At 38.6% G+C, this 14542-nt stretch carries 25 protein-coding genes and 1 pseudogene; 2 read left to right on the top strand and 24 right to left on the bottom strand.

Annotation, left to right across the window (positions count from 1 at the left end; all coding sequences use genetic code 11):
* Both QZ289_RS04865 and QZ289_RS04860 read left to right on the top strand, forming a co-directional pair.
* Nucleotides 1-438, top strand: a 438-nt coding sequence (locus tag QZ289_RS04865) for a hypothetical protein (RefSeq protein ID WP_295699865.1), incomplete at its 5' end; no start/stop codon positions are given.
* Between the two features lie 582 nt (nt 439-1020).
* Nucleotides 1021-1593, top strand: a complete 573-nt coding sequence (locus tag QZ289_RS04860; RefSeq protein WP_295699863.1) for a hypothetical protein — start codon at nt 1021-1023, stop codon at nt 1591-1593.
* 124 nt (nt 1594-1717) lie between these two features.
* Here the strand turns inward: QZ289_RS04860 and QZ289_RS04855 are convergent, their stop codons facing one another.
* The 24 genes and pseudogenes from QZ289_RS04855 to rplV form a co-directional block, all read right to left on the bottom strand.
* A complete protein-coding gene (locus QZ289_RS04855; protein ID WP_295699862.1) occupies nt 1718-3508 on the bottom strand; it encodes a bifunctional anthranilate synthase component I family protein/class IV aminotransferase in 1791 nt (596 codons plus the stop codon).
* Nucleotides 3509-3626: 118 nt separating this feature from the next.
* Nucleotides 3627-3977 carry a 50S ribosomal protein L17 gene (rplQ, locus tag QZ289_RS04850; protein WP_295699861.1) on the bottom strand — a complete coding sequence of 117 codons (351 nt, stop codon included), beginning with the start codon at nt 3975-3977 and terminating at the stop codon, nt 3627-3629.
* A gap of 15 nt (nt 3978-3992) precedes the next feature.
* A complete protein-coding gene (locus tag QZ289_RS04845) occupies nt 3993-4997 on the bottom strand; it encodes a DNA-directed RNA polymerase subunit alpha (protein WP_295699859.1) in 1005 nt (334 codons plus the stop codon).
* A gap of 26 nt (nt 4998-5023) precedes the next feature.
* Nucleotides 5024-5650, bottom strand: a complete 627-nt coding sequence (rpsD, locus tag QZ289_RS04840) for a 30S ribosomal protein S4 (RefSeq protein ID WP_295699857.1) — start codon at nt 5648-5650, stop codon at nt 5024-5026.
* Nucleotides 5651-5661: 11 nt separating this feature from the next.
* The gene (gene rpsK / locus QZ289_RS04835) at nt 5662-6054 is read right to left on the bottom strand and encodes a 30S ribosomal protein S11 (RefSeq protein WP_295699855.1); all 393 of its coding nucleotides are present in this window, start codon (nt 6052-6054) and stop codon (nt 5662-5664) included.
* 11 nt (nt 6055-6065) lie between these two features.
* Entirely contained in the window at nt 6066-6428 is a 363-nt protein-coding gene (rpsM, locus tag QZ289_RS04830) for a 30S ribosomal protein S13 (RefSeq protein ID WP_295699852.1), read from the bottom strand.
* A gap of 3 nt (nt 6429-6431) precedes the next feature.
* On the bottom strand, nt 6432-6545 hold the full coding sequence (rpmJ, locus tag QZ289_RS04825) for a 50S ribosomal protein L36 (RefSeq protein ID WP_002956266.1): 114 nt from the start codon (nt 6543-6545) through the stop codon (nt 6432-6434).
* 90 nt (nt 6546-6635) lie between these two features.
* Entirely contained in the window at nt 6636-6854 is a 219-nt protein-coding gene (gene infA, locus QZ289_RS04820; RefSeq protein WP_011116239.1) for a translation initiation factor IF-1, read from the bottom strand.
* A gap of 3 nt (nt 6855-6857) precedes the next feature.
* Entirely contained in the window at nt 6858-7616 is a 759-nt protein-coding gene (map, locus tag QZ289_RS04815) for a type I methionyl aminopeptidase (RefSeq protein ID WP_295699840.1), read from the bottom strand.
* 1 nt (nt 7617) lies between these two features.
* Nucleotides 7618-8868 (bottom strand): preprotein translocase subunit SecY, encoded by a 1251-nt coding sequence (gene secY / locus QZ289_RS04810; RefSeq protein ID WP_295699837.1) that lies wholly within the window; start codon nt 8866-8868, stop codon nt 7618-7620.
* Nucleotides 8865-9266: a 50S ribosomal protein L15 gene (gene rplO, locus QZ289_RS04805; protein ID WP_295699834.1), complete on the bottom strand. Its 402-nt coding sequence runs from the start codon at nt 9264-9266 to the stop codon at nt 8865-8867. Before rplO ends, secY begins: the two co-directional genes overlap by 4 nt.
* A 10-nt stretch (nt 9267-9276) precedes the next feature.
* Nucleotides 9277-9717, bottom strand: coding sequence for a 30S ribosomal protein S5 (gene rpsE / locus QZ289_RS04800; RefSeq protein ID WP_295699831.1), 441 nt, complete (start codon nt 9715-9717; stop codon nt 9277-9279).
* Between the two features lie 13 nt (nt 9718-9730).
* The gene (gene rplR / locus QZ289_RS04795; RefSeq protein ID WP_295699828.1) at nt 9731-10087 is read right to left on the bottom strand and encodes a 50S ribosomal protein L18; all 357 of its coding nucleotides are present in this window, start codon (nt 10085-10087) and stop codon (nt 9731-9733) included.
* 13 nt (nt 10088-10100) lie between these two features.
* On the bottom strand, nt 10101-10637 hold the full coding sequence (gene rplF, locus QZ289_RS04790) for a 50S ribosomal protein L6 (RefSeq protein WP_295699826.1): 537 nt from the start codon (nt 10635-10637) through the stop codon (nt 10101-10103).
* Nucleotides 10638-10646: 9 nt separating this feature from the next.
* A complete protein-coding gene (gene rpsH, locus QZ289_RS04785) occupies nt 10647-11042 on the bottom strand; it encodes a 30S ribosomal protein S8 (RefSeq protein ID WP_295699823.1) in 396 nt (131 codons plus the stop codon).
* Nucleotides 11043-11051: 9 nt separating this feature from the next.
* Nucleotides 11052-11237 carry a type Z 30S ribosomal protein S14 gene (locus QZ289_RS04780; RefSeq protein WP_002956257.1) on the bottom strand — a complete coding sequence of 62 codons (186 nt, stop codon included), beginning with the start codon at nt 11235-11237 and terminating at the stop codon, nt 11052-11054.
* 1 nt (nt 11238) lies between these two features.
* The gene (rplE, locus tag QZ289_RS04775) at nt 11239-11784 is read right to left on the bottom strand and encodes a 50S ribosomal protein L5 (protein WP_295699805.1); all 546 of its coding nucleotides are present in this window, start codon (nt 11782-11784) and stop codon (nt 11239-11241) included.
* A complete protein-coding gene (gene rplX / locus QZ289_RS04770) occupies nt 11784-12020 on the bottom strand; it encodes a 50S ribosomal protein L24 (protein WP_295699803.1) in 237 nt (78 codons plus the stop codon). Before rplX ends, rplE begins: the two co-directional genes overlap by 1 nt.
* The gene (gene rplN / locus QZ289_RS04765) at nt 12020-12388 is read right to left on the bottom strand and encodes a 50S ribosomal protein L14 (RefSeq protein ID WP_295699801.1); all 369 of its coding nucleotides are present in this window, start codon (nt 12386-12388) and stop codon (nt 12020-12022) included. Before rplN ends, rplX begins: the two co-directional genes overlap by 1 nt.
* Nucleotides 12385-12651 (bottom strand): 30S ribosomal protein S17, encoded by a 267-nt coding sequence (rpsQ, locus tag QZ289_RS04760; protein ID WP_295699798.1) that lies wholly within the window; start codon nt 12649-12651, stop codon nt 12385-12387. Before rpsQ ends, rplN begins: the two co-directional genes overlap by 4 nt.
* A gap of 2 nt (nt 12652-12653) precedes the next feature.
* Complete coding sequence (gene rpmC / locus QZ289_RS04755; protein WP_295699795.1) at nt 12654-12842, bottom strand: 50S ribosomal protein L29; 189 nt, start codon at nt 12840-12842, stop codon at nt 12654-12656.
* Nucleotides 12829-13254 (bottom strand): 50S ribosomal protein L16, encoded by a 426-nt coding sequence (gene rplP, locus QZ289_RS04750; protein WP_295699792.1) that lies wholly within the window; start codon nt 13252-13254, stop codon nt 12829-12831. The genes rpmC and rplP overlap by 14 nt, the downstream gene beginning before the upstream one ends.
* Nucleotides 13255-13256: 2 nt before the next feature.
* Nucleotides 13257-13967 carry a 30S ribosomal protein S3 gene (gene rpsC, locus QZ289_RS04745; RefSeq protein WP_295699789.1) on the bottom strand — a complete coding sequence of 237 codons (711 nt, stop codon included), beginning with the start codon at nt 13965-13967 and terminating at the stop codon, nt 13257-13259.
* Between the two features lie 266 nt (nt 13968-14233).
* Nucleotides 14234-14539, bottom strand: a pseudogene (gene rplV, locus QZ289_RS04740) (50S ribosomal protein L22); the annotation flags it as partial.
* Between the last annotated feature and the right edge of the window lie 3 nt (nt 14540-14542).

Raw genomic sequence — 14542 nt, 5'->3', positions numbered from 1 at the left:
CACGAAACAGATCTCATTTATGCCCCTCACGCTAAAGATTCAAATCATCAAAGCTTTATCATTCCTTTTAGTCGCTATACACGCACAGATTTAGGACAAGGATATATAGGGAGTGAATTCTCTGGTGGAGCATTGCTAGGCACATTTAAGAATCTAGATACTTGGGGGAATGCTGGAATCTATCTAGGCTATGAGCAAGGTAAGGCTACTCTCCCTCGCTCTACTGGAGAAGCAAGAGTGAATAATAGCAGTATTCTTGTGGGTGGGACATACTATAAGACATTTTACACAAGTGGTATGAGGGAATACTATATGAAACTCTCTTTACACGCCCAAATACAAAGCCCTGAGTTTGAGCTTTATCTCAATGCCCTTGATATATCAGCTATTAATAAGCTAAGTGCGTATGGGGCAGAAGGAGAGTTTAAAATAGAATAGAGTTAAAAACCGCTATCGCATTTATCATTAGCAGAAGCATTTACGCACAATGCTTATCCACACTTACAAAGCAAAGATTCTAAGGTAGAGAATCGAGTATATGATGGCTACGCTGTTGCAATATATTTGTCGCATTTGTAGGAGTGCAATACAAAAGAATGGGAGGAAGCGATAACCAATACACTAAGAGGAGAATTTAAGGATAAAGGGGTGGGGTATAAAACTATAAGCCTACCTTAAAGTTTGCTAACATAGAATCTTATTTAAATTTTATCCATTAAGCACCATAAGGAAACAAAATGTTTAGAGAAATAAGAAGAATATTAGGAAAATTAAGACGAAAAATAAATAGCTATTGCTTTGAGACAAAGCTCTATCTTTTTCATCGCAATAAACAAAATATTTTAACTGGGGGGGGGGATAGAACAGAGAAATCCACAATTAATCATTTCACTTACCTCCTATCCTAAACGCAATCACATACTCCACCACACGCTTTATTCACTATTCACACAAAATTTAAAACCCAATAAAATCATTCTCTACCTTACCACGCAAGAATATCCGCAACATGAAGCTAATTTGCCCGATAAGTTTCTCGCATTCCAACACAAAGGCTTAGAAATCAAATGGGTCAAAGAAAATTTTAAGCCCTATAAGAAGCTTGTCTATGCTTTGCAAGATTTTCCTCGTGACATCATCGTAACCGCCGATGATGATACCATATATCCGTCATATTGGCTAGAGCGGCTTTATCACGCTTACACACAAGCCCCACAATACATTCACGCCCACCGCGTCCATAAGATAAGCCTTGATAAGCATAATCAGCCCCTTCCCTATAATGATTGGGAATCTTGCATTGATTTTAGGCATACTACCCCTTCGTTTTTGCACTTTTTTACTGGCGTTGGCGGGGTGCTTTACCCTCCGCATAGCTTAGGCACACAAGCCCTAGATTCTAAAACATTTATGGGGCTTTGCCCTACGGGTGATGATATTTGGTTTTGGGCAATGGCGGTATGCAATGATGTGAAATGTAATGCCGTGGAAAATAATATTAGGGAAATAAGCAGTTTTGAATGCGAGGGCAACCCCTATGGTATATCAATCTCACGCAAGGACAAAATGATATTCAACTCCAAAATATACTAACACGCTTTCCACAAGTGAAAGAAAAGATCGTGCTTGAAAACAATTTAAGAAAAAATACCTGCAAAAGCCCATAACCCTTATATTTTAAGAGTACTAACTTTATCCTTGCAATATTCTGCAAAAACTACATAAAACATTCAATACATTTTGTGTTTAACTTCACCTCTACAATACCACGCACAGAGTTAATACAAAAAATTCTACTTGCCTTTTTAAGATGCTTAAGATACAAATTTTTCTCCCTGATACACCCATTATCTAAAAGCACTGCACGTAGCGTCCCTCCAAGTAGTCCATTTTGAATCCTAGGTGTATAGTATCTCCCCTCTATCTCACATAAAACATTGCTCCTGCTACCCTCACTCACAAAACCCTTTTTGTTACAATACAGCATATCGAATATCTTATGTTCTTTAATCAGCTCCTGCGCATTGGCAAAATGTGCGCGCTGCGTGGTTTTATGATATATCAAAGGATTATGCTTATCTATATTTTGAGATGATACAAGCAGGGTATGTGAGGCAATATCATCTAGTGGCGATATGCTAAGATTCAATACACCATCACGTGATAAAGTAAGTCTCACTATGCAACGTTTATAGGGCAAGGGCATTTGCAAGAATTCAAACAAAAAGTGCGCCCTCCCCCATAGCCTATCCTCACCATCAAAGCAAATATAGCTATAACGTGTGATAAAATCATCGCTAATATTCGTCTCACTAGGTGAAACAACTGCACATAACCTTTGTATAAGCTTAGATTCAAAGCCCAAATCACAGGCGCTCTTATACATACGATTTAAATGCTGCGCAAGGAGAAAAATATGTCCCTCATCATAAAGCATTGTCTCAAAAAGTGCATAATCCTCTTTAGCAGATAAAAAGCGGCTTTTTAATGCAAGCTCAGCATATTCCTCCTCACAGACAGAATCCCACACTACCCCACTTCCCACGCCATAGTGATAGCAAGATTCACTAGAGTGCTTAAAAAGCGTGCGAATAGGCACGCACAAAGATGTATCTTTAGCAGAAATCACGCCTAAAGCACCACAATACACACCTCTCAAACGAGATTCTAAGCTATGGATAATCTCCATTGTCTTAAGCTTAGGTGCACCACTGATAGAGCCACAGGGGAAAAGGGCTTGGAATATCTCACGTATACAAATATGGGCTAATCGCCCTTGTAATGTAGAAACCATTTGATGAAGACTAGGATAGCTATGAATAGCACAAAGCTCCTTCACACGCAAAGAATGGGGTTTGATAATCTTGCTTAAATCATTGCGGAGTAAATCCACTATCATTATGTTTTCACTGCGATTTTTGCTATCGGCCTGTAATCGCCCTTTAAGCTCTCTATCCTCGCCGCCCTTGCCTCTTTTTATCGTCCCTTTCATCGGTTGCGCGGTAATAGTGTGATTTTTCACCTTAAAAAATAGCTCAGGCGAAAAACATAGAATCTCCATAAATACATTTTTCATATAAGCTTTATAGGTGGTATTTTGATGGGAAAGGAGCTGCTTAAAAAGATGTTTAGGTTTAGTGGGGGAATGCAGCAATATTTCTTGCGTAAAATTGACTTGATAGCTATCGCCCTTGTGAATATGGTTTTTTATCACTTGAAAACCTTGCGTATATGCTTTAGAATCTAATCCCTTAACAATATGCAAAGAGGGTTTTGTATGCGTATGTAAGAATTTAAATTTTTTACGTTTTTTAAAAAGTGTGAAATAAAGCAAAGGAGAAGTATAGGAAACTGATTGATGAAGCTGTATTATAGCTTTATGCAGGTGTTCATAAGCCCCAAGTTTATAAGTGCTTAGCAAAACCCCTGCTTCATACGTAATATAGCCTACAAAATAACCTTTGTTTTGAGAGTTAAGAAATATATCTATAGAATCTAACGCACTCAAAACACCCTTTATATCAAAAGCTATAAGCTTTCTTAAAGGTTTTTTATATGTATAAGAACCATAAACCACCATTGTATAACAAGCGATTTTAACATTTAAGGAGAGCCGCTCCTAAATTCTATATAAATTCAATAATCGCCATTTGTGAGGCATCACCCCTACGGAGACGAGTGCGTTGAATTCTTGTATATCCACCATTGCGTCCATTATATTGAGGGGCTATTTCTGTTACAAGTTTTTTAGTCGCCCTCTTTTCTTGCAAATGCGCAAATACATAGCGATGTGCGTTTAAATCACCACTACGCGCTACACTCACAAGCTTTTCAATATAACTTTGCAATTCCTTTGCCTTAAATACACCTGTCTCAATTTTATTGTAAGTAATAAGCGCAATGGCAAGATTTTTTAATAACGCCTTGCGATGAGCAGATGTGCGTCCTAATTTCCTATATCCGTGTCTATGTCTCATCTAGCTCTCCTTGTCTTAATTATTTCTCATCTTAGCCAACTTGCGATTGAGTAGCTGTAAAATATCTTCGGCAATTTCTCCACCCACAGAATAACCAAGCTCTTCTAGCTTTTCTGCAATTTCTTCGTAAGACTTTTTACCCATATTTTTGATATTTTTAAGCTCATTCTCACTCATAATCACTAATTCACCCACATACTCTAAGCCTGATCTATCAAGGCAGTTAAAGCAACGCGCGCTTAAGTTTAATGTATCAATCTTAATCATTAATGTTTTAAGCTCACCAGAATCTTCAGCAATATTTTTTGCATTATTGCTTGTTTCACTTAAATCTACACCAAAAATACTCATTTGCTTATGCATAATGGCTATAGCCTCGTTAAATGCAGTAAGTGGCTCAATTTGCCCGTCTGTCTCAATATCAAATATGATTTTTTCATAATTTGGATTGTCCTCGACAAGCACATTTTCTATTTCATACACTACTCTTTTTACAGGAGTAAAATACGCATCAAGAGGGATATAATCCTCTGCTATCGTAGCACGAATGCTTTCACTTGGCACATAGCCTATACCCTTTTGCACAATAAGCGAAAAACTTAGTGCAGCATTTTCATTAATGGTAGCTAAATACGCATCGGGATTCACAATCCCCACCAAATCATTAGCTAGCTCACCTGCATTTAAAACCATAGGTCCCTTAAGCTCATAATGCAACTGCACGTTATCCACTTCTTTATCTTTAATCAAAAAACGAATATTTTTAAGATTGCTGATAAAATGCGACACATCTTCTACAATACCACGAATAGAATCAAACTCGTGCGATACACCTTGAATCTTTAAAGCCGTAGGTGCATAACCCACAGAGCTTGAAAGTAACAAACGACGAATGGGGTGAGCCAATGTAATAGCATATCCAGATTCAAAAGGATAGGCATTAATTTTAATTCTATTGGCTGAAATTTCTTCAATATTTATATCCGTAGGGATATAAGGCTCAATTTTAATCATATTCATTTTGCGACCATCCTTTATTTACTTAATTATTTGGAATACAACTCAACTATCAGTCTCTCTTCAATAGGTATCACTACTTCTTCTCTTTGTGGAAAACGCGTAAAGATACCAAACTTTTTATCCTTATCTACATCTACCCAAGGTACAATGCCTGTTTGTACGGTTAAATCTATTGCACGGATAATTTGAGGATTATTTTTACTTTTTTCTTTTACCTCAATTTTTTGTCCGGGTTTAACAATATATGAAGGAATATCCACACGTTTACTATTCACAAGAATATGTCCATGTGTAACAAGCTGCCTTGCAAATCTCCTTGTTGTCGCAAATCCCATACGATACACTACATTATCCAAACGTTGCTCAATAATGCGTATTAGATTTTCACCTGTATTGCCCTCTTGGCGATTGGCTTCTCTAAAAAGAGAGCGGAATTGCTTTTCACTCACACCATACATCATTTTTGCCTTTTGCTTTTCGCGCAATTGCAACCCATATTCCGAAATTTTACCGCGCTTTTGTCCGTGCTGTCCTGGTCCATAAGGTCGCTTATCAAGCGCACTCTTACCTGCCAATCGTCTCTCACCCTTTAATGCAAGAGATACGCCAAATCGTCTTTCTAATTTTTCAACCGGTCCTCTATATCGTGCCATACACTACTCCCTTATACTCTTCTTCTTTTTGGTGGTCTGCAGCCATTATGTGGCAATGGTGTGATATCTTTTAGCCATAAAACCTTAATACCCTCAATCGCCCCTACACTTTTAACAGCTGTCTCTTTCCCACTACCCGGTCCCTGCACTTTAATGCCAACTTCTTTGATTCCGTGTTCTTTAGCCTTTTCCATTGCAGCTTCCACGGCTTGTTGTGCGGCATAAGGGGTAGATTTTTTACTTCCTTTGAATCCTAATCCACCAGCAGTAGCCCAGCATAGAACATTTCCCATTTCATCAGTAATAGTTACATTTGTATTATTAAATGACGCAGAAATGCACACAATGCCACGTGCAATATTCTTTTTGACATTCTTTTTTTTCGTTACACCTTTTTTTGCCATCTGCCTACTCCTTATTTACTACCAACGGTTTTTTTCTTGCCTTTGCGTGTGCGAGCATTATTTTTTGTCGTCTGTCCTCGCACAGGCAATCCTTTTCTATGTCGTAAGCCCCGATAACTGCCTAAATCCATCAATGACTTAATATCCATTGTTACTTTTTTACGGAGGTCACCCTCTACCATATAACCTTCTTGAATCTTTTTTGCAATAGATGATACTTCATCTTCGCTGAGATCATTAACTCGCTTATCAAAAGAAATATTTACAGCTTTAAGAATATCTCTTGAGCTTTTAAGCCCAATACCATAAATATAAGTAAGAGCGTATTCTACTCTTTTCTTTTTTGGCAAATCTACACCAGCAATTCTAGCCATTTTTTATCCTTGTCTTTGTTTGTGTTTAGGGGTTGAGCAAATCACTCTAACCACGCCTTTACGCTTGATAACCTTACATTTGTCGCACATCTTTTTGACTGAAGGCCGAACTTTCATACCTGCTCCTTATATATTTTTCTAACTTTTTTGAGTTAAAGCTGCTGATTCTAGCGAAAAAATTTTTAAAATCTACTTACAAACTTCATTTCATTTATGTCTATAAGTAATTCTTCCCTTATCTAGGCTATAAGGGGTTAGCTCGATTTTTACCATATCTCCGGGTAAAATTTTAATATAGTGCATGCGCATTTTGCCCGCAATGTGGCAAAGCACTATATGTCCATTTTCAAGCTGCACACGAAAAGTTGCATTTGGCAAAGCTTCAATCACTTTACCATCAACTTCAATCACATCATCTTTTGCCATTTATTACACCTCCGTTAAGATCTCTGCTTTGCCATTGACAATAGCTATTGTATGCTCATAATGGCTACCATTTAAACCATCTTTTGCCACCACTGACCATTTATCATTTAAGACAATAGGCTCTCCATCACTATGGACAATCATTGGCTCTAAGCAAAACACCATCCCTTCTTTAATCTTTGGACCTTGCTTTGGATTGGGAGATTCTAAATAATTTGGAATCTCCGGCTCCTCGTGAGGTGCTCTCCCTATGCCGTGTCCACAAAATCCGCGTAATGGCACAAAACCTCGCTTTGTAATTGCCTCTTCTAATATCAAGCTTAATTCCTTAAAACGCATACCTACGCGCACTTGCGAGATAGCCTCATATAATGTATCTTTCGCGCATTTAATCAATTCTTTGTCAGCTTGAGCTATCTCCCCAATTCCAAGTGTGATAGCCGCATCACCATACCAGCCATTATATTCCACACCAATATCAATCCCTAAAATATCGCCTTGCTTGAGCCTATAATCCGTAGGAATACCGTGGATAATGACTTCATTTACAGATGTGCAGATAGACTTTGGGAACCCATATAGCTGGTAAAATGCAGCCCTCCCGCCTTGAGCAGCGATAAACTCTTGTGCCATTGTATCAAGCTCAAGGAGAGAGACGCCCTCCTTTGCTTGAAGACTTAAAAATTGCAAAGTTTGAGCGACAATTTTATTAGGAATGCGTAAAGATTCTATATCTTTTTTGCTCTTAATGCTAATTGCCATTTCAAAGCCCTACGGCACTTAGGGTTTGATATTTACTCATATAAATTTGAGCCTCGATACGTCTCATCGTATCAATAGCCACCTGCACCACAATCAGCACCGCTGTCCCACCAAAATAAAAAGGCACACCTGTAAATTTCACAAGCACCCACGGGAGCGTAGATACAAGAGCCAAATAAAACGCACCCCAAAAGGTAAGATTACTCGCTACATTATTAAGGAAATTTGATGTCCCCTCACCCGGACGCAATCCGGGTATGAATCCACCCTGTCTTTTGAGATTATCCGCGATGTCCTTCGCATTAAATACGATAGAAGCATAAAAATATGCAAAGAAAATCACCAAAACAAACATCAAAAAGTTATAGATATAACCATCGGGTCTTAAAATATCTGCAATGGATTGAATCACGCTATTTGATGAGGCTTGTAAAATAGTCGATGGAAATACAAGCAACGCTGAAGCAAAAATAGGCGGAATAACCCCGCTTAAATTAAGCTTCACAGGAATGTAGTTCATAATGCGCTTGTTTTGATTCTGCATTACCACCTTGCGCGCATAAGATACAGGTATGCGCCTTTCGGCTAATTCAATATAGATAATCACCCCAACTGTTAAGAGAATCACAGCTAATAGGACAAGGAGCATAAATATATTAATTTGCCCTGTATTGACGAGGTTAAAGGTATTGCCTATGCTTGAAGGAATGCCTGAAACAATACCACCAAAAATAATCAAACTAATCCCGTTGCCTACACCTCGTTGTGTAATCTGCTCTCCAATCCACATAAGCAACATTGTGCCTGCAAGCATTGAAAACACAGAAACAGCAATAAAAAGATTCAAATCAATTTTAATCGCCCCCATACTCATACTATTAAGCCCAATACTTACACTCACTGCTTGAATAATAGTAATCCCAATAGTTACATAACGCACAATTTGCATATATTTTTGCATACCATCGCGTTCTTTTTTCATCTTACCAAGATTGGGGAAAGTCGCTGCAAGAAGCTCCATAATGATAGAAGCGGTAATGTAGGGCATAATGCCAAGTGAGATAATGCTAAAACGTTCCACCGCATTCCCACTAAACATATTAAATAAGCCTAGCGCATTATTTGCATTATCGTCAATAAAAGATTTAATCAACCCAACATCTACGCCCGGAACAGGCACATACGCCAAGATTCTATATGCAAATAAAAAGGCAAGAGTGATGAGAATCTTATTTACAATGCTTTTTGTCATTCTTTATTTCCGCTTGTTGTAATGCAAGTATCTTTGGTTTTAGCAGCTAAAGCTTTGGCTTTTTTGCCAATGAGCTTTACTTTTGTCGCGCCTTTAGGAATACTAAAATGTGCTCGTAATATTTCCATATTAATTTCTGTGAATGTATCAAAAACCTTTGCCTTATCCACATTAATAACAACGGGTTTAATAACACGTGAAGTAAAGCCCACTTTAGGCAAACGTCTTTGAAGTGGTTGCTGTCCGCCCTCAAAACCTCTCTTTGCCTTATAGCCGCTACGAGCAGTCTGTCCCTTTCCACCACGCGTAGAAGTTTTGCCCATTCCGCTGCCCTGTCCTCTACCTACACGTTTAATATCTTTTGTGCTGCCTTTTGCTGGTTTAATCTTTTCTAACATAGCCTACTCCTTAAGCCTTAATACGTGCAAGTGCGTCAAAAGTTGCACGAACGACGTTATAGGGATTATTAGACCCGAGTGATTTAGTCAAAATATCTTTAATCCCTGCAAGTTCTATCACTGGGCGAGTAGAACCACCCGCGATAACGCCCGTCCCCTCGCTAGCAGGTTTTAAGAGAATCTTACTTGCATTATATTTATGCTCAATATCGTGGGCTATGGTTGTCCCTTTGATATTTACTTTAATGATATTTTTAAATGCATCATCAATAGCCTTTTTAATCGCATCTGGCACTTCTTTTGCCTTGCCAAGCCCAAAGCCCACAAGCCCATTTTTATTGCCTACTACCACAAGCGCATTGAAACGGAATCTACGTCCGCCTTTAACAACCTTTGTAACCCTACCGATATTCACAACCACTTCGCTAAATTCTTCTCTATTGATTTCCATAAACGTCCTTTGATTATAACTTTATGCCATTTTCGCGCAAAGTATCGGCAAATGCCGCTACAACGCCGTGATAGAGGTATCCATTTCTATCAAATACCGCCTCTGCAATCTTAGCCTTCTTTAATGCGGCAGCAAACTCATTAGCAATTTTTTTCACATCTTCTTTATTGTTACCTAGTTTAAGCTTTTTGCCATCAATACAAGCAAGTGTTACACCCAACTCATCATTAATAGCCTGTGCGTAAAAATATTTATTAGACCTAAATACACTGATACGTGGCTTATTCGCTATGCCATAGATTCTGCCTCTTGTGCGTAGCTTTCTTTTTGTCCTAAGAAGCTGCTTTTGCTTTAATACTTTCTCTGTCATATCTTACCCCTAGTTATTTTTTAGAAGTTTTGCCGGCTTTGCGAATGATGGTCTCATCGCTGTATTTAATCCCCTTGCCCTTATAAGGCTCTGGTGGTCTAAACTCGCGAATTTCAGCCGCAATCTGCCCTACTTGCTGCTTATCAGCACCTTTAATAGTAATCGTATTCTTATCCACGCTCATTTCAATACCTGCAGGGATAGGATAAATCACTGGATGAGAGAATCCCAATGCCATTTCAAGATTCTTTCCGCTAATATTTGCCTTATAGCCCACACCATTGATTTCAAGCACTTTTGTGAATCCTTGAGACAAACCGATAATAATATTATTTGCTAATGCACGATATGTCCCCCAATATGCACGAGATTGCGCTTGAGAATCTATACAGCTAAAGCTCAAAGCCCCATCGTTTAGTGCGATTTGCACGCGTCCATACGTCTCTAGCTCTTTTTGCTCTTTTGTGCCCTTAAATAGAATCTTGCTTCCTTGCACGGATACCTCTACGCCTTTTGGAATACTAATAGGCTTTTTACCAACTCTTGACATATCTTTCTCCTACCATATACTACAAAGTGCTTCGCCACCAACATTTGCACGATAAGCTTCATCATTGGCAATCACACCTTTACTTGTGCTTACCACTATCGTGCCATAGCCATTTTTAAAACGTTTTAGCTCATTATGTCCCTTATACACACGGCGACCGGGCTTACTGATGCGTTTAATTTCATTAATAGCACTTCTCCCACGCTCATCATAAGCAAGCTGCACCATAATGGATTGCTTACCATCTTTATCGTTTACCTTATAATCCTTGATAAAACCCTTCGTCTTAAACACTTCTAGGACTGATACGACAATCTTAGCATAATACAATGTCGTAACCTCTAGTCTCCTCATAGAAGCATTACGAATCCTCGTCAAAGAATCTGCAATAATATCATTTACCATACTTTCTCCTTACCAACTTGCTTTACGCAATCCGGGTATCAAGCCCTCATTACCCATTTTCCGCAAACACACTCTACATAATCCAAAATCGCGATATACAGAATGAGGTCTGCCACACACTTGACATCTTGTATAGGCTCGCGCACTAAATTTTGCCTTTCTTTTTGCCTTTGCAATAATTGATTTTTTCGCCATTTTATCGTCCTTTCGCAAAAGGCATACCAAGAAGCTCAAGCAACTTAAACGCCTCTTTATCACTATTAGTGGAAGTTACAAATGTAATATTCATACCATGAGTTACCATAATATCATCATATACGACCTCGGGGAACATTAACTGCTCATTCAAGCCAAAGCTATAATTACCTCTACCATCAAAGCCGTTACGTTTCACACCTCTAAAATCTTTCACACGAGGCAAAGCAATAACAATGAGCTTTTCTAAAAAGTTATACATCATTTTGCCACGAAGTGTAACTTTCACACCCATAGGCATACCCTCACGCATTTTGAATCCTGCAACAGATTTCTTTGCTAATGTAATGACCGCCTTTTGCCCTGCGATGAGCGAAATCGTATCAGCGATATTTTGCATTACCTTAGAATCTTTTGCATAATCTCCTGCTCCAACGCTAATGATAATCTTTTCAAGCTTTGGCAATAGCATAGGATTGCTGATATTTAGCTCACTTTTAAGTTGGGAGATAATCTCATTTTTGTATTTTTCTCTTAATGCAAACATCAATTATCTCCTTCCACTTTTTTTACATTTGAAATACTCATTGGCATTTCTTTGGTTAAAAATCCGCCTTTAGGATTCTTATCATTTGCCTTGATTGCCTTTTTTACGATTTTACAGCCCTCAACAATCACTTGTGCTTTTTTAGGCAACACTTGCAAAACCTTTGCCTTTTTGCCCTTATCATCACCTGCGATAACAAGCACCAAATCACCTTTTTTTATCTTAAACTTTGCCACTATAACACCTCCGGAGCTAACGATACTATTTTCATAAAATTAGCGTATCGCACTTCTCTACTTACTGGTCCAAAGATTCTCGTGCCAATAGGCTCTCTTTTAGCATCAAGAATCACCGCCGCATTATCATCAAAGCGTACCAAAGAACCATTATCGCGATGGATTTCTTTTTTACTTCTTACTACTACTGCCTTGACAACTTGCCCTTTTTTGACTTTCCCATTTGGGATAGCCTTTTTCACAGAAGCGACTATCACATCGCCTACACGTGCATATCGTCTATGGCTACCGCCCAAAATCTTAATACACATAATCTCTTTCGCACCGCTATTGTCTGCGACATTCAATCTTGTAAAACTTTGTATCATAGCTCTACTCCTGCGGTAATAATTTCTTTGAATCTAAAAGCCTTTGTTTTAGAGATTGGCTTACATTCAATCGCACTAATCACATCGCCAATTTTGGCACTATGATTCTCATCGTGGATAGTATATTTTTTGAAACGTTTAACGATTTTACGATACTTTGTATGCACCACTTTGCGTTCTACTAAAATCACTACACTCTTATTCCCTGCTCGGCTGATAACCTTGCCCTGAATCACCCTCTTATGTGCTTGTTTTTCACTCATACTCAATCCTTTTTCGCACTTAAAGCTGTATTAATTCTTGCAATATCCTTGCGAATCGTTTTAATTTCACTTGGATTGGTAAGCTGCATTGTTTTGAGTTGCAATCTTTTTTCAAAAAGCAACGACTTTTTCTCTTTCAACATTTTTTGCAATTCTGCAACGTCCTTATCTTTCAATTCAATAAATTTCATTTTCACTCTCGCTGTTTATGATTTTGGTTTTAAAAGGGAGCTTACTTTGAGCTAAGGCTAATGCCTCTCGCGCTAAAGATTCTTCAATCCCTGCCATTTCATAAATAATGCGACCGGGCTTGATATTCATCACCCATTTTTCCACACCACCTTTACCCTTACCCATTCTTGTTTCAAGGGGCTTTGCCGTGAGTGGTTTATCAGGGAAAACGCGTATCCACACCTTCCCTGCTCTTTTGATATGTCTTGTCATCGCAATACGAGCAGATTCTATTTGACGTGAATCTATACGCCCGTGCTCTAATGCTTTAATCCCAATATCGCCGAAAGCTAAACTTGCACCTCGGAAAGACTTACCCCTATTGCGTCCTTTCATCTGCTTTCTATATTTTGTTCTTTTTGGCATTAACATAATTATTGCCTCCCTCTTCGTGATTTAGAACGCGCCTCTTTATCGCCGCTCTTTCCCTCTTCTTTTTTTTCAGGCAAAATACCTTTATGCAATACTTCACCTTTGAAAATCCATACCTTCACGCCAATGATTCCATAAGTTGTCATCGCTTCGGCAAAGCCATAATCAATCTTAGCACGAAGTGTATGTAAAGGCACACGTCCTTCCATATACCATTCTGTCCTTGCCATTTCAGCCCCTGCTAGACGACCAGAAACCTTGACTTTAATACCCTTAGCTCCTGCTTTCATCGCTGCTTGCATAACCTTTTTCATAGCACGTCTAAAAGCCACACGTTTTTCAAGCTGTGTAGCGATATTTTCCGCTGCGAGTTGCGCGTTAGCTTGGGGACGTTTAGCCTCTTTGATATTAATAAACACTTCTTTATGCAAAATCTTTTTCAATGCTTCTTTGTGTTTATCAATATCCACGCCCTTTTTACCAATAATAAGTCCCGGACGAGAAGCAACAACGGTTATACGAATCTTATTTGCTGCACGTTCGATAATAATCTCACTCACTCCTGCATAATACATCTCGCGTTTGAGAAATTTACGAATCTTATGATCTTCTAAGATATTTGAAGGTGTCGTTTGTGAAACTGAAAACCATCGAGAAGACCAATTACGATTGATACCTAATCTTAAACCTATTGGATTAACTTTTTGACCCATTGTTATTTTTCCTCACCTTCAGTTTTTTTCTTTATCGTTGTTTTTTTCTCTCCACTTGCTTTGCTTGCCTCTGTTTTTACTACCTTAGATTCTGTGTTGCTCTTGGTGCTTTTAGTAGTAGTTTTAGCCTTTGTAGCTGCTTTTGATTGGGTTTTTTCTTGTGTAGCTACTTTTTCTTGCTCTTGCTGTGTTTGGCTTACTTTTGGCTTCACATCTTTTGCCTTAGTAGCTTTAGAATCTAGAGCTTTTTGTGATTTTTGTGTGTCCACTTCTACTAAAATATGTGATGTTGGTTTACGGATAGGAGTAGCTCTCCCTTTTGCACGTGGTGTAAAACGTCTTAGCACAGGACCAGCATCTACACGACAAGAGGTAATAATGACATCTTGTGCGTCATAGCCACCATTTGCCACTGCTGAAGCAATAACCTTTGAAATTACCTTTGCAGCCTTATTGGGTGTAAATTCTAAACTCGCAATTGCCACTTCAGCATTCATACCCTGCACTTCTCTTGCGATAAGTCGCGTCTTTGTTGGAGATAATCGAACGTATCTTAATAATGCCTTACTCATCTT

Origin of the sequence: uncultured Helicobacter sp., from assembly GCF_910577135.1 — a bacterium.
GTDB lineage: Bacteria > Campylobacterota > Campylobacteria > Campylobacterales > Helicobacteraceae > Helicobacter_C > Helicobacter_C mastomyrinus.
This window is presented reverse-complemented; position numbering and strand designations above follow the sequence as displayed.